Below are 23,867 nucleotides of genomic sequence, written 5' to 3'. Positions count from 1 at the left end.
ACAGCTAAAGTAAAAGAAGTATTTGGAAAATAATTTTTAAAAATATAATATCAATCAAATCCTCTTAAGTTTTCTTAGGAGGATTTTTTTATTAAATATGAAATAAATTTCCCTCTTGAGAGGGGTTAGGGGAGTGTGTAAATGATGTTAAGATTCAAATTAAGGTTAAGATTTCTCGATACATCAAAATGACAAAATTTCTTTTTGAAAAGAGTATTTGAATTAGAAAAAAGGATATAGAAATAGGCATTAAATCTCTTACATTAAGAAAATGCTTGAGAGAGTATTAATAAGAATTTTTATTTTATGAAGTTTTATGATAAACTAATGTAGCAAAAATCATAGTTTTATTCTAAATTTGTACAACAAAAACAACTATAAAAAATGGCTGAAAAAATATGGTTATCATCTCCTCACATGGGGGGAAATGAATTAAAATACATTCACGAAGCATTCGATGCAAATTGGGTTGCACCACTAGGACCTAACGTAAATGGTTTTGAAGCAGATTTAGAAAATTTCTTAAATGCAGATGTAAAAGTTGCAGCATTATCTGCAGGAACAGCGGCAATTCATTTAGCATTAATAGAATGTGGGGTTTCACATGGTGATGAGGTAATCTGTCAATCGATGACATTCTCAGCAACAGCAAATCCAATTGCTTATCAAGGTGCTACACCTGTTTTTGTAGATTCTGAAAAAGATACATGGAACCTTTGTCCAATTGCATTAGAGGAAGCGATTACAGATCGTATAGCAAAAGGAAAAAAACCAAAGGCGATATTAGCTGTTCATTTGTACGGAATGCCTTATAAGGTTGATGAAGTACATGCTATAGCTGAAAAATATAATATTCCTGTGATTGAAGATGCAGCAGAAGCATTGGGTTCTACGTTCAAAGGTAAAGCTTGTGGAACTTTTGGACGTTTCGGAGCGTTATCGTTTAATGGAAATAAAATTATTACAACTTCTGGTGGTGGAGCATTAGTTTGTCAAACACAAGAAGATAAAGATAAAGCAGTCTTTTTAGCGACACAAGCACGCGATAATGCACCTCATTATCAACACTCACATATTGGGTACAATTACCGTATGAGTAATATTACTGCGGGTATCGGTCGTGGACAAATGGAAGTTCTACCAAGTAGAGTGGAAGCTCGTCGCGCAATGAATAAATTCTACCAAGATTTATTTGCGGATATTGATGGCGTAACGGTATTTACAGAACCAAGTTCTGATTATTTCTCTAATCATTGGTTATCTGCGATTTTAATAGATCCAAAAGTAGCAGGGAAAACACGCGAAGATTTACGTTTAGCTTTCTTAGAAGATAATATCGAATCTCGTCCATTATGGAAACCAATGCATATGCAACCTGTCTTTGCTGATGCACCTTATTATGGAGGAACGGTAGCAGAAGAATTATTTGAAAATGGTTTATGTTTACCTTCTGGTTCTAATTTAACAGATGCAGAACGCGAACGAATTACAGCTAAAGTAAAAGAAGTATTTGGGAAATAATTTTCAAAAATATAATATCAATCAAATCCTCCTAAGTTTCTTAGGAGGATTTTTATTTATAAGAATTAGACGTTTTTAATAAAAGTACTCGAATAATTTGTTATAAGTTGATTATCGGTTAAATTTGTAATCAAATTGATCAGAAATTATGATTGACCAAATCAAACAATATATTGAAGAAGTAAAAAACTTCCATTCAACAAATGCTGCTGAAATTGAAGAATTCAGAATTAAATTTTTAGGAAAAAAAGGAATTTTAACAGACTTGTTTACACAGTTCAAATCTGTTCCGAATGAACAAAAAAAGGAATTTGGTCAAGTTGTAAATGAATTAAAAACATTGGCAACTGAAAAATCAACTGTTCTTAAAAATGAAATCTCAAACGAAGGAAAAACTGATTCTTCTATAGATTTGACGCGTCCTGGAGAGCCTTTTACATTGGGATCTCGTCATCCAATTAACATTACAAAAAATCGTATTATCGAGATTTTTAATCGCATTGGATTTAGCGTTTCTGAAGGGCCAGAAATCGAAGATGATTGGCACAATTTTACAGCGTTAAATTTGCCAGCGCATCACCCGGCGAGAGATATGCAAGATACATTTTTCATCGAAACTGATCCAGATATCGTGTTGCGTACGCATACATCGTCTACGCAGATTCGTCATATGGAGAACAATCAACCGCCCATGCGTTTCTTAGCGCCAGGTCGTGTTTACCGTAACGAAGCTATTTCGTCTCGTTCGCATATGATGTTCCACCAAATTGAAGGTTTATACATTGACGAAGGTGTTTCGTTTGCAGATTTGAAACAAACGTTAAGTTATTTTACAACTGAGTTATTTGGTAAATCTGAAATTCGTTTACGTCCTTCATATTTCCCATTTACAGAGCCTTCTGCGGAGGTTGACGTGTATTGGGGATTAGAAACTGAAACCGATTATCGTATGACAAAGGGTACAGGTTGGTTAGAAATTATGGGATGTGGAATGGTAGATCCTAATGTTTTGCGCAATGTAGATATCGATCCTGAAAAATATTCGGGTTATGCATTCGGTATGGGAATTGAGCGTATTGCGTTGTTGTTGTATCAAATTGGGGATATCCGTTTGTATACAGAAAATGATAAACGTTTCTTAGAGCAATTCCAATCAGAATTATTTTAAGATGAATAGAATATAAATAAAAAAAGGAACTCAATTTGAGTTCCTTTTTTTATTTACTACCTTTATGTAAACAAATGTTATTCATGAAAATACTCAATTCAAAACAGATAAAAGAATGGGATCAATTAACGATCAAACATCAAAATATATCCTCTTGGGATTTGATGGAGCGAGCTGTATTGAAATTGACTGAAAATATAGTGAATGATATTCCATCTAAAGAATTACCAATTATTATTTTTTGCGGAAAAGGAAATAATGGAGGAGATGGATTGGGAGTTGCAAGAGAATTGAAAAAATTAGGCTATAAAACATTGATTTATATATTGAAATCAGAGAATTATAGCGAAGATAATTTAAAGAATCAACAACTTTTGAGTTCTAATGATTTACATTTTTTTAATTTGAATGAAGAGTTACAACTTCCTGAAAATTCAGTTATTATCGATGCTATTTTCGGAATTGGAATTAATCAACCTTTGCATGATGATTGGAATTCAATCTTCAATCAAATAGCAGAGTCAAATCCGACGCAAATTATCTCGATAGATTTGCCTTCTGGTTTTATTGCTGATTCTCCTATGCAAAAATATTTTCCGTGTTGTAAATCAAATAAAACATATACTTTTCAGGTTCCTAAATTAGGTTTATTATTTCCTGAAAATCAGATTTACACCGATGAATTTATTTTGTTAGATATTGGATTAGAACAAAATGTGAATAATGAATTTGAGACAAATTATTATTTTATACAGAAAAATGATGTTCAGAAATTTCTAAAGAAACCAAGTCAATTTTCGCACAAAGGTACATTTGGTCATACGTTGATAATTGGTGGAAGTTTAGGAAAAATAGGTTCAATTATTTTAAGTGCAAAAGCAGCCTTGAAGACGGGTAGTGGTTTGGTAACGACTTATACTCCTCAATGTGGATTAAATATTTTGCAAACAAATTTGATAGAATCAATGAGTTTGACTGATGATTCAGAAAAACAAATTGAACATTTTCCTGAGATAAAAGTTTATCAAGGAGTTGCTGTTGGAATGGGAATGGGACAACACCCAACTACAGAAGCAAATTTTATCAATTGGATTAAGCATCAACAACAACCTTTGGTGATTGATGCTGATGCATTAAATTGTTTAGCTAATCAGAAAGATTGTTTTACGTTGATTCCACAAGATTCAGTTTTAACACCGCATCCAAAAGAATTACAACGTTTAATTGGAGAATGGGAAAATGATTTTGAGAAATTAGAAAAAGTTAAAAAACTTGCTGTTTTTCATCAATTGACATTTATTATAAAAGGTTTTTATACTGCAGTTATTACATCCGAAGGTAAAATTTATTTCAATTCGACAGGAAATTGGGGAATGGCAACTGCTGGATCTGGAGATACGTTGAGTGGAATTATTGCGTCGCTAATTGGACAAGGTTATCATTCATCAGAAGCTTCAATTTTAGGTGTTTATTTACATGGATTGGCTGGAGATTTGGCTGTAAATAAAATTCATCCACATAGTTTAATTGCGTCAAATATTAGTGATTTTATCAGTGAAGCTTATTTTTATTTGGATTCGAATTTTTGAAAAAATAACAAAAAAACGGAACTCAATTTGAATTCCGTTTTTTGTTGAATATCTTTTCTAACTTGGTTTTGTCAATCTGTTGATTGTTGACTTCTACAAAATAATCTTGTTGCCAATTTTGAGTTTTCTCCGCTTGTTTATTTTCAGGTTTTACCCAATTCGGATAAACTCTAAAACCTCGTTTTCCTTCTTTTTTAATTGAGCTCAAAATATTCTTTTCAATTAAAATTGATTTCGGAAAAATATAAAAACCTAGTTTAGAATCATCTTCTGCAGCAATAATGTAATAATCAAAACCATCATTTTCGTCGAAAGGTTCGGTTTGTTTAGCTGTATTTCGTTTCCATAATGTTACAAATTGACCAACTTTTTTAGGCGTAATTTTCGATTTTCTAAATTTTATAGAAAACTCATTAACATTGAAATTATAACCTATATATTCGTCACATTCTGCATCTTTTTGAAGAGTTGAAATGGATAAATTCGAAGATTTTAGAACAAAATCTTCGAATTTTTGAATAATTTCAGTCATTTATTTCAATTGTTGATAAAAGTACAACTCATACGTTGGAAATAAATTTGGATAGAAAATTTTTCCTAAATCATTCAAAATAATATCTGGACGAAGGATTCCTTGTTCAAAATAATCATTCGAACCTTTTGCATTCATTCGTTTGTTGTAAGCGTAAACATTTCCTTTCTTAAACGCATCAAACCACGCATAATTTGGATAAGAAGCTTTCATTTCTGCCAACGTATTTACGTTTGTTACATTGATCCAATAATTTGCAGATTTTCCAGCTGTATAAACTTCTTCAAATGTTAAGCTCAAACTATTTTCACCTATTTTATTCTTGAAAATATAATTTCCTTTCGCATCGTCTATTAATTTTGCTTGCAACAAATCATTTGTCGGAACGTACCAAATATCGCCATACATTGTATTCACAATTGTTGAAATGTTGCCTTTGGCTTTGGTTTGAATGATATTTTTGATGGAGTCGTAATTATTTTTAACCGTCTCTACACGCTTTTCAGCTTCTGTATCTTTTCCGAATAATTTTCCGAAAACCTTCAGATATTCAACTTGTCCCAATGGGTTTTGCTCTTTGTATTCATCTAAATACAATACTTTTATTCCATTTTGTTCCAATTGTTGATGAAATTTTGCTAAAACAGGATTAGAACTTGCAATAATCAATTGAGGTTTATTTTTTAAGATAATTTCTGTGAATAGTTCGTTTGAATTTCCAACTTTCAAGATTGATTTATTTGCGATTCCTTCTGCTATTTTAGGATTGTAAATAAAATCTGCATCGCAAACTCCTTTGATTAAGTCAAGACTTTCTAATTGATCTAAAAACGTCACGGCAGATGAAGTTTCAACCATCACAGTTTTGATAGGCAAGTCTTTTTTATCAAATGAAATTGTATTTCCAGAAGATTTTATCGTGATTGTTTCGTTGTTTTCTTCGATAGAAATATTTTTTGCAAACTGAAAAGTTGTATTTTCTTGTTCAGTTTTAACAGCTTCTTTCGACTGTTTACAACTACTAATGGCAAGAAGAACGAATGAGGTTAGAATAAATTTTTTTATCATTTGGATTGAATTTAGAGCAGGCAAGTTAAGAAATAGGATGAAATCATAAAAAAATATTTTTGTAAGCAATTGATTCGTTGTAAATTAAATTAATGTTTAGAATTTTTCTTAAAAAGATTAGGTTTTTACGATGAAAGTGCTGTATATTTGCATTCGAAAATAAAGGAAAATACTTTCAATTATTTCAAACGGCCGAGTGGCGCAACTGAATAGCGCACTTGATTACGGCTCAAGAGGTTACAGGTTTGAATCCTGTCTCGGTCACAAAAATGCTCAGCGGCAATCGTTGAGCTTTTTTTATGAATGTTAAATTCTATTGTTATCAATAAAAAAGTCCATCTACAAATTGTAAATGGACTTTTTGGATTTTTATTATTTCTTTCTGAAGTAAACTTCAATAGGAACTCCTTCAAAATTGAATTCCTTTCTCAATTGATTTTCGATAAATCGTTTGTAAGGATCTCTAATATATTGCGGCAAGTTACAGAAAAACGCAAATTGAGGCGTTTTTGTAGGTAACTGCGTTACATATTTGATTTTGATGTATTTTCCTTTTACTGCAGGTGGAGGTGTAATCTCGATAATCGGTAACAAGGTTTCGTTTAATTTACTTGTTTTGATACGACGACTGCGGTTCTCGTAAACTTCGATAAATGTATCCACAGCTTTCAAGACACGTTGTTTTGTAAGAGCCGAGATAAACAACACAGGAACGTCTGTAAAAGGCGCAATACGTTTTAGAATAGCATCTTTGTATTCTTTCATTGTATTGGTTTCTTTTTCCAATAAATCCCATTTGTTGATTAAGATGACCACACCTTTTCGGTTACGTTCTGCTAAATAAAGAATATTCAAATCTTGTGCTTCAATACCACGTTCTGCATCAATTACCAAGACACAAACGTCGCATTCTTCGATTGCACGAACCGAACGCATGACAGAATAGAATTCTAAATCTTCGCTTACTTTTCCTTTTTTACGCATTCCGGCAGTGTCTACCAAAACAAATTCGTGTCCAAATTTATTGTACAACGTTTCGATAGAATCACGTGTTGTTCCTGCGATATCGGTTACAATATTACGTTCTTCACCTAATAATGCATTGATTAATGTAGATTTTCCAGCATTTGGACGACCTACGATTGTAATTTTAGGTAAACCTTCGAATGGATCAATGTGTTGTTCTTCTGTAAAACAATCTACCACATCATCTAATAATTCACCTGTTCCACTTCCGCTCATTGCAGCGATAGTGTACATTTTTTCGAATCCTAAGTTATAAAACTCATAAGAATCTTCTAAATTTTTGTTGGTATCGACCTTATTCACAACTAAGAATGTAGGCTTCTTAGTGCGTCTTAAAAGGTTGCCAACTTCCTTATCCATATCCGTTAAACCAACTTGATTGTCTACCATGAACAAAATTACATTTGCTTCATCGATAGCCAATTCAACTTGCTTGCGGATCTCTTCTTCAAAGGTATCATCTGAACCAACGACATACCCTCCGGTATCGATTACGGTAAACTCTTTTCCATTCCAATCAGATTTTCCATAGTGACGGTCACGTGTAACACCAGAAGTGTCATCCACGATAGCTTGTCTTTTTTGGATCATTCTGTTGAAGAACGTAGATTTACCAACGTTTGGTCTTCCTACAATTGCAACTATATTTGACATTTTGCAAAGGTATAATTTTTAGAATTATTTTTTACATTAATTTTTTGATTGAGAAAGTATTGTAAATAAAAAAGGTTAGATAAACTCTAACCTTACTCCATTTTTATTTTACAACTTTAAGAAGTTCTTTTTCAGCAACCACTTTTCTAAGTCCGGAACTTGAGAAACGGTGGTCTCTTGAATTGTAATACAATTCGATTCCTTTTTCTTCACAATATTTACGTCCTGTAAAGTTTTTGTCTTGGTATTCAATCCCTAAAATACGCACATCGATTTTGAAAGATCTCAAAACATCTTCTAAATCCTGTTCTGTTGCATAAGGCACAATTTCGTCAACAAATTTGCAACCTTTTAACTGAATGTAGCGTTCTACAACAGTTTGTGTTGGTTTGTTTTTTTCTGGTCGATCTAATGTTGGATCTGTTTGTAAACCTACAATCAAATAATCGCAATGTTGTTTTGCGTCTTCTAGCATTTTGATATGTCCCGCATGAAGCAAATCAAAAGCACTAAATGTAATTCCGATTTTCATAGTCAATCAGTTTAGTCTTTTATAGTTAGTTTTTCTTAATCTTCAGATGATCGGTTGTAATCATCTTCAATTCGAATGATGTCTTCCTCACCAAAATACGTACCATGTTGAACTTCGATAAAAATTAGAGTCTCATTACCTATGTTCTGAATACGATGTTTTGCTTTTAATGGAATAATAACGACTTCACCTGCTTTGTATTCATATTCTTTATCATCAAGTGTTACCATTGCAGTTCCTTGAACAATTGTCCAAACTTCTGCACGATGATTGTGGTATTGGTAAGACAAACGCCCGCCAACATTCACTTCTATTCTTTTTAATTTATATATATCGGTGTCCTCTAATACGTAGTACGAACCCCAAGGTCTATTTCCTATTTCCATGTTTTATGCAATTTACGGAATATTTAGATACAACTCTAAAATACTCGATGAATAAATTGTTATGTTCATTCAAAAAAAAAACCTCAAACACATGCTTGAGGTTTTATAAATGTGGTGGTGCCTCCAGGAATCGAACCAGGGACACAAGGATTTTCAGTCCTTTGCTCTACCAACTGAGCTAAGGCACCGTCATTTTGGATTGCAAATATAAGAAGGTTTATTTTATATTTCCAAAATTATTTTTAAATATTTTCTATTAATTTTTTAAGGAATTGATTTTTATTCATTTATTTTTATAAAAATTACGAATTGGTAACAAATGGAATGGTCAATCACACTTTTGCACATCTGGAATTTTATCAAAGAATGGTATTGGGTTCCGCTTACCGTCCTTTATATAATGGTGATTGTTACTATTTTGATCGAAAATCGAAACCCTACTAAAACAATTGCATGGATATTAGTGATTGTTTTTCTACCGTTTATTGGAATAATCTTATATTTTTTCTTTGGACAGAAATTTAAAAAAGATGAATTTTTTAAACGTATAGATAAGAATCATCAAAAAATCATCAATGAAAAATGGGCTGAAATGGATCAATTTGTTCACGATGATTTAGATAAAGTAAATGCAAGAATTGGTTCGTTGTCACAGGTTTATCGTTATTTAAATAATGCAAGAGTTGCTTATCCTGCAACAAATAATAAAGTAAAGTTGTTGACAAATGGAGAAGAAAAATTTCCTCTTTTTTTGGAAGCTTTACGTGAAGCTAAAAATCATATTCATCTCGAATATTATATTTTTGATGAAGATCATATTGGAAATGAAATCATTGATATTCTTTTAGAAAAAGCTAAAAATGGTGTAGAAGTTCGTGTAACTGCGGATGATTTTGGATCATCAAAACTGAATAAACATCACTCAAGATTTGATGGAACAGGTGTGGAGTTTCAAACATTTTTACCTGTTCGATTTTCTTCTTTAGCGAATTCTAATTACCGTAATCACCGTAAAATTTTGATTGTTGATGGTAAAAAAGCATTTTTAGGAGGAATTAACATTAGTGATAAATACATCAATCAAAATGGTGTAATAAGTCCAAATAATAAGATTTATTGGCGTGATACTTCTGTGATGATAGAAGGAGAGGCGATTAATAGCTTGCAATTGCATTTTTACTTAAATTGGATGATGACAGAAGGCAAAAAGTATAATATTTCTGATTCAAATTATTTTTACAATTCTCAAAGTAAGATTTTTGAAGATGCTGCAACTGTTAGTTTCGGACTTTCTTCGCCTGGTAGTGATGTACATTCGGCAATGGAAGCGATGATTTTGGCAATTACTTTAGCGAAAAAGAAAGTGCAATTGTGTACACCATATTTTATACCAAGTGACGAATTTAAGACAGCGATGATGATTGCTGTTTCGAGCGGAGTAGAAGTGGAGTTGATTATCCCTAAAAAAGGCGATTCTATTGTGGTGCAACAAGCGTCATTATCATTCCTAAAACCTTTGATGAAGCGGGGTGTAAAAGTTTATTTATACGAAAAAGGATTTCTTCATGCCAAAACAATTACGGTCGATGATAAATTGGCTTTTATTGGAACAGTGAATTTAGATTATCGTAGTTTTATGATTAATTTCGAGATTACTTCGGTGATTGAAAATGCAACGTTATTACAACAAATGAGTGCTCAATTTGATATAGATAAAGATGATTCAGAATTATTAACTCTTGAAAAATGGGAAAATAGACCTTGGTATAACCGTGCGTTTGCATCGATTTGTAGATTATTAGCACCGATATTGTAAATATTTATTATATTTAATTTTAAATCAAGGTAATATGAAAAAGCTATCTTTGTTATCAATTGGAAAAATTGCTATAGGTGCAGTTCTTGCATATGGTTTTCTAAATTTTATAGATCAACCAGATGTTATGATTGAATCTTTTAAAACTGGATTTTTAGAAGGAATCTTAGGAAAATAAAACAAAAACCTCCACTTCAATTAAAGTAGAGGTTTTTGTTTTTTATTGATTTTTAAAATCTTCGATTTCTTTTCTAATTTCTTCATATCGACTTCTCAAATCGTCCGAAATATTATTCGGGATATCTTTAATTTTCTTCAATTGTAATGAAATAAAAATCGCAAATAATCCGGTAGAAATAACTGCTAATCCTAGCCATGCAACAGCTGTTAAACCTGCTAATTGTGGAGATGATAATAAAATAAGCGAAATAACTAATCCAACAATTGCCAAAAATAACGAAACACCCCAATCTCTTACACCATAATTTTTCAGGTCGAAAGCATAACTAATTCCAGAAATTGAGCGGAATAACACTAAGAACCCAACATAATAAGCAAAAACTTCTAAACTTAGAATTGGATTTACAACTAACATAAATCCAACAATAGTTGTAATAATTCCATATGTCAATGTCCAGCCCCAACTATCAATTTCATCTTTGTTCGAAATGGAAAAGATAATTTCTGAAATTCCTGAAAATAAAAACGAAACTGCAAAGAAGACTGAAAGTGCTACATATGATGCAGTAGGAAATGCAAAACAATAAATTCCTAATCCAACAAATAGTAATCCTATGATTAATAAAATCCACCAATATTTGATAGAGTTTTTAATTGATTTGTAAAAAGTACGTGCCATTTTGAAAATTGATATTTTAAATTATGCTCTTAAATTTAAGAAATATTATAATTAAAAGCATTCTTTTTTGAGTAATTTATAATGAAATTAGATTTCTTAAAATTCAGGATTTATTTCATGCCAGAATAAAATTAAAATACCCTTAACTTTGAAGTTCGCTTAAAAATCAACGAAAATGAAGTATGGAATAGAGGCGGCTTCTATCTACGTTCCGCATATATATTTACCAATAAAAGATTTAGCAATTCAACGCAATATTGATCCTGATAAACTTGAAATTGGTTTGGGTTTAAAGAAAATGTCTGTTTTAGATGTTCATGAAGATACAGCAACTATCGCTGCGAATGCTTTGTTGAAATTAATCACAGATTTTGATATAAATCCAACTGAAATCGGACGAATTTATTTAGGAACAGAAAGCGCTTTAGATGGAGCAAAACCAACCGCAACTTATGCAGTTCAGTTAGTGGAATCTGTTTTGGCTAAACAATTTGGTGAACGACCTTTTAGACATACAGATGTTGTGGATATGACGTTTGCGTGCGTGGGTGGAGTAGATGCGATGCACAATTCTATCGATTATGTTCGTGTAAATCCAGCTAAAAAGGCGATTGTAATTGCGGCGGATTATGCAAAATATGGATTAGAATCGACGGGAGAATATACGCAAGGTGCAGGTGCAGTAGCGATGTTAATCTCGAATCAACCAGATTTGATTGCGTTTGATAACAATTGGGGAATTGGAATGGAATCTGTTTTTGATTTCTTTAAACCACATCAATCAACTTCTGATGAAGCGATTTTGAATGCTTTAGGAACAACAAAATCTGAAATCGAAATTTTTTCTGATGAACCAGTTTTTGAAGGGCAATATTCTAACGAATGTTATAAAAAAAGAGTTAGAGAAGCTTATTTCAACTTTAAAGATGAGGCTAAAATAGAAGGTAAATTGTACGAAAATTGGCGATATATTGCTTTTCACTTGCCTTATGCATTTCAAGGAAAAAGAATGTTTTCGGATGTTTTTGCATTAGAAAATGATCAAGATAATTCGAATGATAACTTGAAAGTTGTTTCAAAATCGGATGAATATAAAGCCTTAATCAAAGAAAAAGTAGAACCAACTCAACGTGCTTCTTCTGAGATCGGAAATATGTACACAGCTTCAGTTTTTACAGCATTTTTATCGGCTCTACAAGTAAGCGCAGATAGCAATGAAGAATTAAATGGAAAAACAGTTGGTTTTATTGCGTATGGTTCTGGATCTAAATCGAAAGTTTTTCAAGGACAAATTGGTGAAGGTTGGAAGAATGTGATGAATAAAATGGATTTGTTCACTTATTTAAATAAAAGAGAAGCAATTTCTTTTGAACAATACCAAGATCTACACAATAAAAATCTGAAAACATCTATTAATGATTCGAAAGGTTTTGCTTTAGATCGCATTGAAACTGAAATTCCAGATTTGAAAGGTGCAAGATATTATACTTACAAAGGATAAAAACATAAAAAAATCGCTCATTTGAGCGATTTTTTTTATACTATTTTCTGCTTCCATTTCCCTCGTTTAAAGAGAATAAATGCTAAAATTGCAATAAACGTTTCCGAAACAGGAATTGCTATAAAAACGCCTTCTTCTTTCAAATTGAAATGATAAGAAAGTACATAAGCTAACGGAATTTGAAATAACCAAAATCCAACAAAATTGATAATCGTTGGCGTCATTGTATCGCCCGCGCCGTTAAAAGCATTCATCATTACCATTCCAATTCCGTATAATAAAAAACCAGTTGCCAAAATGTACATTCCTTCTTTTGCAACAATTTTGATATGTTCTTCTGTTGTAAAAATTGAAACTAAATAATTACTTAATCCATAGAATATAACACTTACAATCAACATGTAGATGATATTAAATTTCATGGTCATAAGGACTGATTTTTCTGCTTTTTCGGGATCTTTATTTCCTAAGTTTTGACCAACTAAAGTTGCCGCAGCATTACTCAATCCCCAAGCAGGTAACATAAAAAACATCATCAGTCGTAAAGCTGTTTGATAACCAGAAGACGCAATTTCTCCACCAGATTGAGCAACAATTCGCGCAAGAATAATCCAACTACAACTTGCAATAATATATTGTACAATAGCAGGAACTGCAATTTTTACAATATTGATAATTAGTTTAGATTTTGGAACGAAATAACTCCATTTGATTTGAATTAATGAATCTTTTTTCGTTAAACCATACAATTGATAAACCACACCACCACTTCTACCAATTGCAGTAGCTAAGGCTGCTCCTTCTAATCCCATTTCAGGAAAAAAGAACCATCCGCGAACAAGAATTGGACACAGAATAATATTTATTCCGTTAGCTAACCACAAACTTTTCATCGCAATTGCTGCATTTCCAGCTCCGCGAAAAATTCCGTTAATCAAGAATAATAACACAATTGATAAACAACTTGCCATCATTATTTTAGTAAAATTCTTCCCGTATTCTGCGGCTTGTTCAGATGATCCCATCCAAATCAATAAATCTTTGGCGAATATAAATCCGAAAATACTCAACAGAATTGTAATGATTATCGATAATAAAATTGCTTGCGAAGCACTTTCCGAAGCTTTTTCGGGTTTCTTTTCACCAATTCTTCGTGCAATAATGGCAGTTGCAGCCATACTTATTCCGATTGAAATCGAATAAACAATTGTTAATAAGGATTCTGTAAGACCAACGGTTTGTATGGCGAATGCGCTTTCTTTTAAATGTCCTACAAAATATAAATCGACCAATGCAAAGACAGATTCCATCACCATTTCGAACATCATCGGAATTGTTAATAGAAATACTGATTTTTTGATTGGTAACGCGGTTAAATCTAAGTTTTCGCTTGAAAAAGATTGTTTAATTAACGAAAAAATAGACCCAATTTTGGCTGTTAAAGACTTTTCTACAGTCATTTTTTTGGTTTTAAAAAAATTAAAAATACTTGATAAATTTTTAAATCAAAATGAATTTAACGTTAAGTTGCCGCGAAGTTGTAAGTATTCATTTCAATTAAAATCTGAGAGGATTTTGCCCAAAAATAAATCATTTTTTTCAATACCAATTTATCTTTTTGATTTTATTATCTTTACCAAAACAGCTATACTAAGAAGAAATGAAAAAAACTGCTTTTATTTTATTTAATGTTGCCCTTATGGTAGGAGTGAATGCACAGAGTTATAAGAAAAAGTATCCAGATTCAAAAAAAATTGATCATGTTGATACGTATTTTGGAGAGAATGTACAAGATCCATATCGTTGGTTGGAAGATGATTTGTCTGAAGATACTAAGAAATGGGTAATTGAACAAAATAAAGCAACTTATGCTTATTTGAATGAAATTCCATTACGTACACAATTGAAAAAATCGTTGACGGATATCTGGAATTACGAGAAAATTTCGACTCCTTTTAAAGAAGGAGATTATACGTATTACTACAAAAATGATGGTTTACAACAACACTCAGTTTTGTACCGTAAATTAGGTGAAAATGGAACAGAAGAAGTTTTTTTAGATCCGAATAAATTCTCGAAAGATGGTTCTGTTTCGTTGGCTGATGTTAGCTTTTCTAAAGATGGAAGCTTAGTTGCCTATTCAATTTCAGAAGGTGGATCAGATTGGAGAAAAGTAATTGTTCTTAACGCAAAAGATAAAACACAAGTTGGAGAAACATTGATTGATGTTAAATTCTCTGGAACAGCTTGGAAAGGAAACGACGGTTTCTACTATTCGTCTTATGATAAACCAAAAGGATCTGAATTATCTGAGAAAACAGATCAACACAAATTATATTACCACAAATTAGGAACAGCTCAGAAAAAAGATCAATTGATTTTTGGAGGAGCAGAAACACCTCGCCGTTATGTTGGTGCTTATTTGACGGATGATGAGCGTTTCTTAATTATTACAGCTGCAAATACAACAACTGGAAATGAGTTGTATTATCAAGATTTGTCTCAAGCAAATAGCCCAATCAAAACAATTGTGAATAATTTTGATACAAATACTTCTGTGATTGATAACGATGGAGAGACTTTCTACATTTTTACAAATAACAAAGCACCAAACAATAAAGTAGTTAAAGCAACTATTTCTGATTTGAGCGAAGCTGCTTGGAAAATAGTTATTCCAGAAACTGAAAATGTATTATCTGTTTCTACAGGAGGAGGTTATTTATTTGCTAAATACTTAAAAGATGCAATTTCGGTTGTGGAGCAATACAAATATGATGGATCAAAAGTCCGTCAAATTACATTGCCAGGCGTTGGTTCTGCATCAGGATTTGGAGGAAAAAAATCAGAGAAAGAAATCTATTTCGGATTTTCAAATTATATCACACCATCTACAAGCTACAAATACAATGTAGAAACGGGATCTTCGGATGTTTACATTAAACCAAATGTAAAATTTAATTCAGATGATTACATTTCTGAACAAGTTTTTTATACGTCAAAAGATGGAACAAAAGTTCCGATGATTATTACGTATAAAAAAGGATTGAAGAAAAATGGTAAAAATCCTACAATTGTTTATGGATATGGAGGATTCAATATTAGTTTAACGCCAGGATTTAGTCCAGCAACTGCTGCTTGGATTGAAAATGGTGGAGTTTACGCTGTTCCAAACTTACGTGGAGGTGGAGAATATGGTAAAAAATGGCACGATGGAGGGCGTCAATTCAATAAATTGAATGTTTTTAATGATTTCATTGCTGCTGCAGAATATTTACAGAAAAACAATTATACTTCACCAGATTTTACTGCATTATCAGGAGGATCTAACGGAGGTTTATTAGTTGGCGCAACAGAAACAATTAATCCAAAAATAGCAAAAGTAGCATTGCCTGCGGTTGGTGTTTTAGATATGTTACGTTATCATACATTTACTGCTGGTGCAGGCTGGGGCTATGATTATGGAACAGCTGATGATAGTAAAGAAATGTTCGAGTATCTGAAAGGTTATTCACCAGTTCACAATGTAAAAGAAGGAACATGTTATCCTGCTACATTAGTCACAACAGGAGATCATGATGATCGTGTAGTTCCTGCGCATTCGTACAAGTTTGCGGCTAATTTACAAGCGAAACAAGCGTGTGATAATCCAGTTTTAATCAGAATTGAAACGAAAGCTGGTCACGGAGCAGGTCGTTCGACAGAAGTTGTGATTAATGAAACAGCTGATAAGTATGCATTCACTTTGTGGAACATGGGAATCAAAAAATTGAAATAATTATAATTTAATTCATTCAAAACCATCTGATTATTCAGGTAGATTTTTTAATTTTATAGGATTAAAAATTTTAAAAATAATGAACACAAAAACATACGCAGCGTTTAATGAAACTGATCCATTAGCGCCACACACAATAGAACGTCGACATTTACATGCGAAAGATATTTTTATCGATATCGAGTATTGTGGAGTTTGTCACAGCGATATTCATACAGCGAAAGGCGATTGGGGAAAACCAAATTATCCGGTTGTTCCAGGGCACGAAATTATTGGTCGAGTAAAAGAAATTGGTTCTGAAGTAACAAAGTTTAAAGTTGGAGATTTGGTTGGAGTAGGTTGTATGGTAGAATCTTGTCAACATTGTCATTCTTGCGACGAAGGTTTGGAGCAATATTGTGAAAATGGTTTTACAGGAACGTACAATTCTAAAAACTCGAAACATGGTGGAATCACTTACGGTGGTTATTCAGAAAACATCGTGGTAGAAGAAGATTTTGTGCTTCATGTACCCGAAAATATCGATGTAAAAGCTGCTGCGCCATTGTTGTGTGCGGGAATTACAACGTGGTCGCCTTTGCGTCACTGGAATGTAAAATCGGGCGATAAAGTTGGTATAATTGGTCTTGGAGGTTTGGGACATATGGGTGTTAAATTTGCAAAAGCAATGGGTGCACATGTTGTAATGATTACAACATCTGAGTCTAAAGGTGAAGATGCAAAGAAACTTGGAGCTGATGAGGTTTTGATTTCGAAAGATGCAACACAAATGAAAGCGCATGCAAATTCATTTGATTTTTTATTGAATACAATTCCTGTAAAACACGATGTTAATCCATATTTACAATTATTAAAATTAGATAAAACAATGTGTATGGTTGGAGCTATCGAGCCTTTAGATGCTGTTCACGGAGGTTTATTGATTATGAAACGTCGTAATTTAGCAGGATCTTTAATTGGAGGAATCAAGGAAACACAAGAAATGTTAGATTTTTGTGGAGAACATAATATTGTGTCTGATGTCGAAATGATCGATATTCAAAACATTAATGAAGCTTACGAGCGAATGATGAAATCTGATGTGAAGTACCGTTTTGTGATTGATATTAAATCATTGAAAGAATCTTAATCTTAGATATAGAAACAAAAAAATCCGCTTAACGAGCGGATTTTTTTTTGAGTTTTTAAGTTTTATTTCGCAACAGAATCTTTTGTTGTTCCTGCTGGATTTACAGTTTTCGAAGAATCTACCGTAACTCCTTCTACAGAATCTGCCGAAGGAATTTCTGCTTTTTCAACATTTACAGAATCTTCAATAACTGTTGTTGGTTCTCCTACACTTGTTGGTTCTTGTTTACAAGAAATTGCTGTGAAAGAAATCGCTGCGAAAGCGAATAACGCTAATTTTTTCATTTGATTTTTTTGTTTAATCTATTCTACAAATTATTTTTTCTCTGTTGTTGTAGTCGTAGTTGTTTCAACTTTTACAGGAGTTTCTTTTACAACTGCCGAATCTTTGATAACAACAGAATCTTTTCCTACAGAGTCAATTTTTACAGAATCTTCGATTGTTGTAATCGTGTCATTTTTTACTTCTGTTTCAGTTTTTGTTTCTTTCGATCCAAATAAATTACAAGATGTTAGACCAAATGAAGTTCCGATTACTCCTAATACGATTACGTTTAATGCTAATTTTTTCATAACTTTAATTTTTGATATGTTTAATTGATTTTTTTTTCTTGATTTTTTCAATCATTTTGTTGAACCAAAGTTAAGCAGACATCAAAGTTTTTTGAAGTAAAATAGTTGTAAGATGATTGTAATCCAATCATCTAATATTCAACAAATGTTTTATAACAAAAGAAATCATTTAACAAAGCATTAATAAAGAAATACAACTCAACATATCAAAAAAATTATTTTATTTGTAGTTGTATTAAAAGAAAATTTGTAAAATCGAAATTATTTTACAAAATATTGAAAACCAACTTTATAAATTTTATTTTTTTGAGCAAATTTACAGATATAGAAATTTTCGAAATTCTGAAAAAAACGATTTCAAATCGATTTTTGGAAGAAAATTCTGCTCAATCCGAAAATATCTCCGATTGGAAGGGGCAAGAAATTACATCTTTTCAAGACGATTTATTCAATAAAACCAGATCTACTGTTAGTGAAAAATGGTTTTATACGTATTTTAAGTCAGATTTTAAGAAACTTCCGCGTATTGATATGCTCAATCTTTTGGCACAATATTGTGGATATAAAAATTGGGCACACTTTCTTAATGTTCAGAAAATCGAACATTTTGGTCCAAATAAGACTGAAGAATCGACGATTGAAGCAACAGAAAACGAAAATTTTTCATCAGAACATATAATTCCAGAAGAATCTGAAGTAGAGATTCCAGCAGAAGTTAAACCATCAACAGAAAAAGAAATAATTCCGGTAAAAGAGAAAGTTGCTAAAACAAAACCTAAGCTAAAATTGATTTCGATAATAGCAGCAGCAGTTGTTTTGTTGAGCGGAATTGGAGCAACTATTTATTATTCAATTTTTGGTCAGCGAGAATATGAATTTTGTTTTGTAGATTCGGATAGACAAGCTGCAATTACCAATTCTGTTGAGGTTACAATTATTAGAGATGGTTTTACGCCACTTTATTTATCAACGAAAACAGGTTGTATCAAATTCGAATCGCAAAAAGATACAATCAAGATGTTTGTGAGTTCACCTTATTATAAACAAGATACGTTTAAGGTTAATTTGCATCAATATAATCAGCCAGAAAAGCTTTTGTTAGAGCCAGATGATTATAAAATTATGCTGTATTATTATTCGAATTCAGCAAAAGATCTGAAACAACGAATTTCTAAGCTAAATCAAATGATTGCGGATGATGCGTTGATTTATCAAGTGTATGACAATGATTTTTTTGGTGTAGAGATTCTTTCGAAACAACAATATATCAATTTAGTTACAATGCCTACGACATCGTTAAAGAATTTTTCTTTGATCGAATCGGAAAGGAAAAATGGAAAAATTGTGAAATTAAAATTTAAAATCCAGCAAGATGAGAACGATAAGTAAAATAGTTCAGTTTAGCATGATATTGCTGATGAGTGTTTGGATGATATTTTCGTGCAAAGACGATAAATATAAAGGAGATTATAACCCAGAAGCGATAAAAGGTTACAAAAACGAAGCATCGACAGTAAGTAATAAAATGGATTCGGTAGAAGCTGTAAATTTTATTGCAAAACAAAAATTGCGCGAGTTTTTCGAGCTTTCGGCGCTGGCATCTAATACCAATGATACGGTTGTTGATAGTTTGTTGAGAGATCAATTGTTATCTTATTTTCCTAAAAAAGATACGACCGAAATATTTTCGTTATTGAGAGAACTTCGTTCGAAAAAAGTAACATTTACTTCCGTTTCTAAATTTGCAATTTTACCAAAAGATTCAATTACACCAGACTCTATTAAGCGAATTGCGTATACAATTAATTATTTCAATTCGGATAAAAAGTTAATCGAAACCAATAATCATGTTGGGGTATTTGTGTTAAAACAAGAGCCGATCAAATTTCAACGAGAGTTTAAATTCTATTTTAGAACGTTAAATGATAAAAAAGACTCGATTCAGAAAGATTCAATTCCGTCTGGAGTAATACAGAAATCAAGAGGAAAATCGCCGAAATAAGCGTCTTCAATATATTCGATAGGTCTAAAATAAGTTAGACCTATTTTTTTTGAATCAGCTCTACATCTTGCCAAAAACTTATCATAATATCCTCCTCCGTAACCTACACGATTTCCTTTTTTATCGGCAACAAACATTGGAATAAAAATAACATCAATAGCTTTAGAATCAATTTCTGAATACTGAATAGGTTCTGGAATTTGAAGTGAATTTAATACCGTTTCGAAACCTTTTTCTACTTTACAATTAATCATATCATCGCCAATAACCAAAGGCAAAACCACCTCTTTTTGTTGTTGAAATAGCCAATTTATGATTGGATAAGTATTGATTTCGTTATTTTTTTCGATAGGTAAGAAAATATGAAAAGTCTGATCTGTAGAAAAATCTAATTGTTTAATGTGTTCGAAAATTTGATCACTCAAGTTATTCACTTCTTCTTTAGTGAATGATTTTCTCAACGTTCGATAATATTTTCTAGCTTCAGATTTTGTCATTTCTTCGTAGTTTGATACGAAGTTAAGAAATTATCAAAGTAAAAAAGTAGAGAGTAATAAATTCCAATTAATTTAGAAAAACTAAAACAAAAATAAAACAAGCGATTGCCATAAATAGTAATAAGTTTACCGGTTTTACTTTCATTTTACTGAATAAAGACTTTTTGTAAGTTTTGTGAATTCTTTTCGGTTTAGACATTTTATAGTTTATTTGTTTTCTATATAGATGCAAATATGTATAAAAGGTTGCTTATAAAAAAAAAGGGAAACCGTAAATATCTTTTATGAATTTGTATATTAATTAAATAAAATTAAAAAAATAAAAAGTCCATCAAAATTTTGATGGACTTTTATATAGCTAATGTTTTAACCTAAATTTCTTTTACTGTAATTATATTTACAGGGCAAGCTTTGGCAGCACGTTCGCAATTATCTGCGATAGAATGATCAGGGTCTTTCAACGTGTGGAAACCTTTTTTATCAATTGCTTTTAATAAAACAGATTTACCATCTTTTTTTGACATTCTGAATCGTTCTGGTGCTAACTCATAACAATAGTTGCATCCGATGCATTTATCGCGTTGTAACGTAATAATGACCATTGATAACTATTTTTTTAATGAGAATAAGCGCCTTCTTCAACACTATTTTGTTGCGTTCCTGGCTCTTCTACTTTTACTAATTTGTATAATTTATCAGATGGACGAATTCTAAATTCCATCGGAATTGTAATCGAATCACCTTTTTTAGCTGTATCAGATTTTACATCTTCCACCATCATTTCTGTTACCACCATTTCTTTGGCTCCAGTTGTTGGTCCTGTAACTAAAATTAAATCTCCAATTTTCAAATCATAGGCATCAATTACAAATTGACCAATACTTGGTTTTGGGAAGAAATGAACTCCTTTTCCGATATAAACTTTTTTCTGAGTTGCCATAGAACCTGGAACAGCAGACCATTCTCCTAATTTTTGACCTAAATAATATCCAGACCAAAAACCACGATTATAAACAGTTTGCAATAATCCCATCCAGTAATCCACTTTTTCTTTTGAATATGTTTTATCCGCAATAGAATCAATCGCTTCTCTATACGCACGAATTACAGTTGCAACGTATTCTGGAGCACGTCCACGACCTTCAATTTTCAATACTTTTACACCAGCATCAACCACTTCATCCAAAAATTCCATTGTACAAAGGTCTTTTGGCGACATCATGTATTCGTTATCTAATTCGATTTCGAAACCAGATTCTTGGTCGATTACCGTATATTTTTTACGACAGTTTTGTTTACAAGCTCCACGATTTGCAGAAGAATTGTGCGAATGTAAGCTCAAGTAACATTTACCTGAAACAGCCATACACAATGCTCCGTGACCGAAAATTTCGATTTCAACTAAATTTCCACTCGGTCCACGAACATCATCTTTGATAATCTGTTCACAAATCTTTTTCACTTGTTTCAAACTCAATTCACGCGACAATACCATTGTATCAGCAAACATTGCATAGAATTTTACTGTTTCGATATTCGTAACGTTAATTTGTGTCGAAATATGAATCTCAATCCCAATTTGTCTTGCATAAGCAATAACAGATTGATCCATCGCAATAACAGCCGTAATATTTGCTTCTTTTGCTCTGTCCAATAAGTTTTTGATTAAAGATAAATCGTGATCGTATATAATTGTATTTAAAGTAAGGTAAGAACGCACACCTTTTTCTTCACAACGTCTTACGATTTCTGGTAAATCGTCCATTGTAAAGTTTATTGATGCTCTCGCACGCATATTCAACTGCTCAACTCCGAAATATACAGAATCAGCTCCATTATCTAAAGCCGCTTGTAACGATTCGAAATTCCCAGCAGGAGCCATCAACTCCATTTTTCCATCTTTGGTCATACGAAAATTCTGATTTTAAGGTGCAAAGGTACAACAAAAAATACAAGTGATTAAGTTATTTATAATCAAGTTAAATTTTTGAGAATGAATTTACTTTGAAGTTTAAGTTAGTTTTTAGCATAATATTTGTTGTCAAACAATAAATGATATTCCATGAAAAAAATTATTTTATCAAGTATTTTAAGTATCGGTTTATTTGCCTCTTGTGCTTCAACTAAAGAATTGAAACAAGGAGAAGAATTGTTAACAGTTGCTCCAGAAACAAGAGAATGTACCGCAGGAGTTGCAAAAATGCAATGTATGATGGTAAAAGAAGCAAATGCAGCTGAATGGCAATATTTTTATAATCAGATTGAAGGATTTAAGCATGAACCAGGTTATGAATATCAAATTATTGTTTCAAAATCTGAAATTGAAAATCCACCAGCAGATGCATCTTCATTAAAATATAAGTTAGTAAAAGTTGTAAGTAAAAAATTAGCAACAATGAAATAATTTGAATCTACTTCAAAGAATTTCGAGTAATTTTGTAAAATGTTAATAGAAAGTCTTCAAAATCCAAGGATTAAAAACTTGCTGAAATTGCAAGAAAAATCGAGAGAACGTAAAAATCAAGGTTTATTTATTGTGGAAGGAACACAAGAAAATGAATTAGCTGTAAAAGGTGGTTACGAAGCGGTTGAAATTTATATTTGCGAAGATATTTATAACAAATCAATTGATTTTGGACAGGCAAAAGTATTTACAATTACCAAACAAGTTTTTGAAAAGCTTGCGTATAGAAAATCGACAGGCGGAATTATCGGTGCCTATAAAACGAAATCTTCGACATTAACGGATTTACAATTACCAGAAAATGCGTTGGTTGTTGTTTTGGAAGCTGTAGAAAAACCAGGGAATCTTGGTGCAGTTTTACGAACTGGAGATGGAGCAAAAGTAGATGCTGTAATTGTTTGTGATGAAACAGTTGATTTTTTCAATCCGAATGTGATTCGTTCTTCGGTTGGAACATTGTTTACCAATCAAATTACATCAGCAAGTAAAGAGGATGTTTTGGATTTCTTAAAGTCGAAAAATATTCAAGTTGTTTCAACATTTTTGAAAGATGAAACAAAGAATTTATACGAGGCTAATTTTACAAAATCATCTGCGATTATTTTAGGAACTGAAGCAACAGGACTTTCGGACTTTTGGGCTGATCATTCAGATTTGTTGATTAAAATTCCGATGTTAGGTTTTGTAGATTCGCTAAATGTGAGTAACGCAGCAGCGATTTGTGTTTACGAAGCTGTGAGACAAAGACAATAAGAGATAACTTAAAAAAATAAAAG

General features: G+C 32.0%; 24 protein-coding genes and 2 tRNA genes. 13 read left to right on the top strand and 13 right to left on the bottom strand.

Features of this window, described 5'->3' with window-relative positions:
- Positions 1 to 384: 384 nt before the first annotated feature.
- The 3 genes from B2X73_RS11315 (at position 385) to B2X73_RS11305 (ending at position 4,278) form a co-directional block, all read left to right on the top strand.
- The gene (locus B2X73_RS11315) at positions 385 to 1,521 is read left to right on the top strand and encodes a DegT/DnrJ/EryC1/StrS family aminotransferase (RefSeq protein ID WP_291065060.1); all 1,137 of its coding nucleotides are present in this window, start codon (positions 385 to 387) and stop codon (positions 1,519 to 1,521) included.
- Between the two features lie 148 nt (positions 1,522 to 1,669).
- Complete coding sequence (locus tag B2X73_RS11310; protein WP_291096444.1) at positions 1,670 to 2,689, top strand: phenylalanine--tRNA ligase subunit alpha; 1,020 nt, start codon at positions 1,670 to 1,672, stop codon at positions 2,687 to 2,689.
- A gap of 83 nt (positions 2,690 to 2,772) precedes the next feature.
- Complete coding sequence (locus B2X73_RS11305) at positions 2,773 to 4,278, top strand: NAD(P)H-hydrate dehydratase (protein WP_291096442.1); 1,506 nt, start codon at positions 2,773 to 2,775, stop codon at positions 4,276 to 4,278.
- 22 nt (positions 4,279 to 4,300) lie between these two features.
- Here the strand turns inward: B2X73_RS11305 and B2X73_RS11300 are convergent, their stop codons facing one another.
- Positions 4,301 to 4,810, bottom strand: coding sequence for a MepB family protein (locus tag B2X73_RS11300; RefSeq protein WP_291096440.1), 510 nt, complete (start codon positions 4,808 to 4,810; stop codon positions 4,301 to 4,303).
- Positions 4,811 to 5,878 (bottom strand): ABC transporter substrate-binding protein, encoded by a 1,068-nt coding sequence (locus B2X73_RS11295; RefSeq protein ID WP_291096438.1) that lies wholly within the window; start codon positions 5,876 to 5,878, stop codon positions 4,811 to 4,813. It abuts the gene before it with no gap.
- Between the two features lie 190 nt (positions 5,879 to 6,068).
- Between B2X73_RS11295 and B2X73_RS11290 the strand changes: the two genes are divergently transcribed.
- Positions 6,069 to 6,142, top strand: a tRNA-Arg gene (locus B2X73_RS11290).
- A 108-nt stretch (positions 6,143 to 6,250) separates the two neighbouring features.
- Here the strand turns inward: B2X73_RS11290 and der are convergent.
- The 4 genes from der to B2X73_RS11270 all read right to left on the bottom strand — a co-directional run bounded on the left by der (position 6,251) and on the right by B2X73_RS11270 (position 8,664).
- Positions 6,251 to 7,558 carry a ribosome biogenesis GTPase Der gene (gene der, locus B2X73_RS11285; protein ID WP_221854085.1) on the bottom strand — a complete coding sequence of 436 codons (1,308 nt, stop codon included), beginning with the start codon at positions 7,556 to 7,558 and terminating at the stop codon, positions 6,251 to 6,253.
- A 103-nt stretch (positions 7,559 to 7,661) separates the two neighbouring features.
- Positions 7,662 to 8,090, bottom strand: a complete 429-nt coding sequence (locus B2X73_RS11280) for an adenylyltransferase/cytidyltransferase family protein (protein ID WP_038336508.1) — start codon at positions 8,088 to 8,090, stop codon at positions 7,662 to 7,664.
- A 35-nt stretch (positions 8,091 to 8,125) separates the two neighbouring features.
- Positions 8,126 to 8,476 carry a phosphomannose isomerase type II C-terminal cupin domain gene (locus B2X73_RS11275; protein ID WP_038336510.1) on the bottom strand — a complete coding sequence of 117 codons (351 nt, stop codon included), beginning with the start codon at positions 8,474 to 8,476 and terminating at the stop codon, positions 8,126 to 8,128.
- A gap of 112 nt (positions 8,477 to 8,588) precedes the next feature.
- A tRNA-Phe gene (locus tag B2X73_RS11270) sits at positions 8,589 to 8,664 on the bottom strand.
- A 131-nt stretch (positions 8,665 to 8,795) separates the two neighbouring features.
- On the opposite strand from B2X73_RS11270, the gene cls reads away from it, so the two are divergent.
- Both cls and B2X73_RS11260 read left to right on the top strand, forming a co-directional pair.
- Entirely contained in the window at positions 8,796 to 10,292 is a 1,497-nt protein-coding gene (gene cls, locus B2X73_RS11265) for a cardiolipin synthase (RefSeq protein WP_291096436.1), read from the top strand.
- A 34-nt stretch (positions 10,293 to 10,326) separates the two neighbouring features.
- Positions 10,327 to 10,470 carry a hypothetical protein gene (locus tag B2X73_RS11260; RefSeq protein ID WP_168801854.1) on the top strand — a complete coding sequence of 48 codons (144 nt, stop codon included), beginning with the start codon at positions 10,327 to 10,329 and terminating at the stop codon, positions 10,468 to 10,470.
- A 42-nt stretch (positions 10,471 to 10,512) separates the two neighbouring features.
- On the opposite strand, the gene B2X73_RS11255 is transcribed toward B2X73_RS11260, so the two are convergent.
- Positions 10,513 to 11,151, bottom strand: a complete 639-nt coding sequence (locus tag B2X73_RS11255) for an HdeD family acid-resistance protein (RefSeq protein ID WP_291053463.1) — start codon at positions 11,149 to 11,151, stop codon at positions 10,513 to 10,515.
- Between the two features lie 175 nt (positions 11,152 to 11,326).
- Here B2X73_RS11255 and B2X73_RS11250 point away from each other — a divergent pair, with 175 nt between their 5' ends.
- Positions 11,327 to 12,652, top strand: coding sequence for a hydroxymethylglutaryl-CoA synthase family protein (locus tag B2X73_RS11250; protein ID WP_291053468.1), 1,326 nt, complete (start codon positions 11,327 to 11,329; stop codon positions 12,650 to 12,652).
- A 35-nt stretch (positions 12,653 to 12,687) separates the two neighbouring features.
- Here B2X73_RS11250 and B2X73_RS11245 read toward each other — a convergent pair whose 3' ends face one another.
- Positions 12,688 to 14,112: an MATE family efflux transporter gene (locus tag B2X73_RS11245; RefSeq protein WP_291096435.1), complete on the bottom strand. Its 1,425-nt coding sequence runs from the start codon at positions 14,110 to 14,112 to the stop codon at positions 12,688 to 12,690.
- Between the two features lie 200 nt (positions 14,113 to 14,312).
- On the opposite strand from B2X73_RS11245, the gene B2X73_RS11240 reads away from it, so the two are divergent.
- Together B2X73_RS11240 and B2X73_RS11235 are read left to right on the top strand one after the other, a co-directional pair.
- Positions 14,313 to 16,427, top strand: coding sequence for a prolyl oligopeptidase family serine peptidase (locus tag B2X73_RS11240; protein ID WP_286495839.1), 2,115 nt, complete (start codon positions 14,313 to 14,315; stop codon positions 16,425 to 16,427).
- Between the two features lie 79 nt (positions 16,428 to 16,506).
- On the top strand, positions 16,507 to 17,556 hold the full coding sequence (locus B2X73_RS11235; RefSeq protein WP_291068816.1) for an NAD(P)-dependent alcohol dehydrogenase: 1,050 nt from the start codon (positions 16,507 to 16,509) through the stop codon (positions 17,554 to 17,556).
- A 62-nt stretch (positions 17,557 to 17,618) separates the two neighbouring features.
- On the opposite strand, the gene B2X73_RS11230 is transcribed toward B2X73_RS11235, so the two are convergent.
- Together B2X73_RS11230 and B2X73_RS11225 are read right to left on the bottom strand one after the other, a co-directional pair.
- On the bottom strand, positions 17,619 to 17,840 hold the full coding sequence (locus tag B2X73_RS11230) for a hypothetical protein (protein ID WP_125349179.1): 222 nt from the start codon (positions 17,838 to 17,840) through the stop codon (positions 17,619 to 17,621).
- Positions 17,841 to 17,870: 30 nt separating this feature from the next.
- Positions 17,871 to 18,128: a hypothetical protein gene (locus B2X73_RS11225; RefSeq protein WP_286495840.1), complete on the bottom strand. Its 258-nt coding sequence runs from the start codon at positions 18,126 to 18,128 to the stop codon at positions 17,871 to 17,873.
- Positions 18,129 to 18,434: 306 nt separating this feature from the next.
- Here B2X73_RS11225 and B2X73_RS11220 point away from each other — a divergent pair, with 306 nt between their 5' ends.
- Positions 18,435 to 19,517 (top strand): hypothetical protein, encoded by a 1,083-nt coding sequence (locus B2X73_RS11220; RefSeq protein ID WP_286495841.1) that lies wholly within the window; start codon positions 18,435 to 18,437, stop codon positions 19,515 to 19,517.
- Positions 19,501 to 20,130, top strand: a complete 630-nt coding sequence (locus B2X73_RS11215; protein ID WP_180905620.1) for a hypothetical protein — start codon at positions 19,501 to 19,503, stop codon at positions 20,128 to 20,130. The genes B2X73_RS11220 and B2X73_RS11215 overlap by 17 nt, the downstream gene beginning before the upstream one ends.
- Here the strand turns inward: B2X73_RS11215 and B2X73_RS11210 are convergent.
- From B2X73_RS11210 to B2X73_RS11200, 3 genes are all read right to left on the bottom strand, one after another.
- Positions 20,070 to 20,627: a 5-formyltetrahydrofolate cyclo-ligase gene (locus B2X73_RS11210; RefSeq protein WP_280049495.1), complete on the bottom strand. Its 558-nt coding sequence runs from the start codon at positions 20,625 to 20,627 to the stop codon at positions 20,070 to 20,072. The genes B2X73_RS11215 and B2X73_RS11210 overlap by 61 nt on opposite strands.
- Before the next feature lie 371 nt (positions 20,628 to 20,998).
- Positions 20,999 to 21,229 carry a ferredoxin gene (locus B2X73_RS11205; RefSeq protein ID WP_038336269.1) on the bottom strand — a complete coding sequence of 77 codons (231 nt, stop codon included), beginning with the start codon at positions 21,227 to 21,229 and terminating at the stop codon, positions 20,999 to 21,001.
- Between the two features lie 14 nt (positions 21,230 to 21,243).
- Positions 21,244 to 22,536, bottom strand: coding sequence for a peptidase U32 family protein (locus tag B2X73_RS11200; RefSeq protein ID WP_280035167.1), 1,293 nt, complete (start codon positions 22,534 to 22,536; stop codon positions 21,244 to 21,246).
- 153 nt (positions 22,537 to 22,689) lie between these two features.
- On the opposite strand from B2X73_RS11200, the gene B2X73_RS11195 reads away from it, so the two are divergent.
- Together B2X73_RS11195 and B2X73_RS11190 are read left to right on the top strand one after the other, a co-directional pair.
- Entirely contained in the window at positions 22,690 to 23,031 is a 342-nt protein-coding gene (locus B2X73_RS11195) for a DUF4377 domain-containing protein (RefSeq protein WP_219034657.1), read from the top strand.
- Positions 23,032 to 23,070: 39 nt separating this feature from the next.
- Positions 23,071 to 23,844 (top strand): TrmH family RNA methyltransferase, encoded by a 774-nt coding sequence (locus tag B2X73_RS11190; RefSeq protein WP_280035170.1) that lies wholly within the window; start codon positions 23,071 to 23,073, stop codon positions 23,842 to 23,844.
- Positions 23,845 to 23,867 lie beyond the last annotated feature (23 nt).

Source organism: Empedobacter sp. UBA7252, assembly GCF_002472765.1.
GTDB lineage: Bacteria > Bacteroidota > Bacteroidia > Flavobacteriales > Weeksellaceae > Empedobacter > Empedobacter falsenii_B.
Note: the sequence above shows the minus strand (reverse complement) of the source record. Positions and strands in the feature narration are given on the sequence as shown.

Excerpts from the sequence above, each read along its gene's own strand:
- B2X73_RS11315 (WP_291065060.1), top strand. The coding sequence starts at position 385 with ATGGCTGAAAAAATATGGTTATCATCTCCTCACATGGGGGGAAATGAA.
- B2X73_RS11310 (WP_291096444.1), top strand. The coding sequence starts at position 1,670 with ATGATTGACCAAATCAAACAATATATTGAAGAAGTAAAAAACTTCCAT.
- B2X73_RS11305 (WP_291096442.1), top strand. The coding sequence starts at position 2,773 with ATGAAAATACTCAATTCAAAACAGATAAAAGAATGGGATCAATTAACG.
- B2X73_RS11300 (WP_291096440.1), bottom strand. The coding sequence starts at position 4,810 with ATGACTGAAATTATTCAAAAATTCGAAGATTTTGTTCTAAAATCTTCG.
- B2X73_RS11295 (WP_291096438.1), bottom strand. The coding sequence starts at position 5,878 with ATGATAAAAAAATTTATTCTAACCTCATTCGTTCTTCTTGCCATTAGT.
- der (WP_221854085.1), bottom strand. The coding sequence starts at position 7,558 with ATGTCAAATATAGTTGCAATTGTAGGAAGACCAAACGTTGGTAAATCT.
- B2X73_RS11280 (WP_038336508.1), bottom strand. The coding sequence starts at position 8,090 with ATGAAAATCGGAATTACATTTAGTGCTTTTGATTTGCTTCATGCGGGA.
- B2X73_RS11275 (WP_038336510.1), bottom strand. The coding sequence starts at position 8,476 with ATGGAAATAGGAAATAGACCTTGGGGTTCGTACTACGTATTAGAGGAC.
- cls (WP_291096436.1), top strand. The coding sequence starts at position 8,796 with ATGGAATGGTCAATCACACTTTTGCACATCTGGAATTTTATCAAAGAA.
- B2X73_RS11260 (WP_168801854.1), top strand. The coding sequence starts at position 10,327 with ATGAAAAAGCTATCTTTGTTATCAATTGGAAAAATTGCTATAGGTGCA.
- B2X73_RS11255 (WP_291053463.1), bottom strand. The coding sequence starts at position 11,151 with ATGGCACGTACTTTTTACAAATCAATTAAAAACTCTATCAAATATTGG.
- B2X73_RS11250 (WP_291053468.1), top strand. The coding sequence starts at position 11,327 with ATGAAGTATGGAATAGAGGCGGCTTCTATCTACGTTCCGCATATATAT.
- B2X73_RS11245 (WP_291096435.1), bottom strand. The coding sequence starts at position 14,112 with ATGACTGTAGAAAAGTCTTTAACAGCCAAAATTGGGTCTATTTTTTCG.
- B2X73_RS11240 (WP_286495839.1), top strand. The coding sequence starts at position 14,313 with ATGAAAAAAACTGCTTTTATTTTATTTAATGTTGCCCTTATGGTAGGA.
- B2X73_RS11235 (WP_291068816.1), top strand. The coding sequence starts at position 16,507 with ATGAACACAAAAACATACGCAGCGTTTAATGAAACTGATCCATTAGCG.
- B2X73_RS11230 (WP_125349179.1), bottom strand. The coding sequence starts at position 17,840 with ATGAAAAAATTAGCGTTATTCGCTTTCGCAGCGATTTCTTTCACAGCA.
- B2X73_RS11225 (WP_286495840.1), bottom strand. The coding sequence starts at position 18,128 with ATGAAAAAATTAGCATTAAACGTAATCGTATTAGGAGTAATCGGAACT.
- B2X73_RS11215 (WP_180905620.1), top strand. The coding sequence starts at position 19,501 with ATGAGAACGATAAGTAAAATAGTTCAGTTTAGCATGATATTGCTGATG.
- B2X73_RS11210 (WP_280049495.1), bottom strand. The coding sequence starts at position 20,627 with ATGACAAAATCTGAAGCTAGAAAATATTATCGAACGTTGAGAAAATCA.
- B2X73_RS11205 (WP_038336269.1), bottom strand. The coding sequence starts at position 21,229 with ATGGTCATTATTACGTTACAACGCGATAAATGCATCGGATGCAACTAT.
- B2X73_RS11200 (WP_280035167.1), bottom strand. The coding sequence starts at position 22,536 with ATGACCAAAGATGGAAAAATGGAGTTGATGGCTCCTGCTGGGAATTTC.
- B2X73_RS11195 (WP_219034657.1), top strand. The coding sequence starts at position 22,690 with ATGAAAAAAATTATTTTATCAAGTATTTTAAGTATCGGTTTATTTGCC.
- B2X73_RS11190 (WP_280035170.1), top strand. The coding sequence starts at position 23,071 with ATGTTAATAGAAAGTCTTCAAAATCCAAGGATTAAAAACTTGCTGAAA.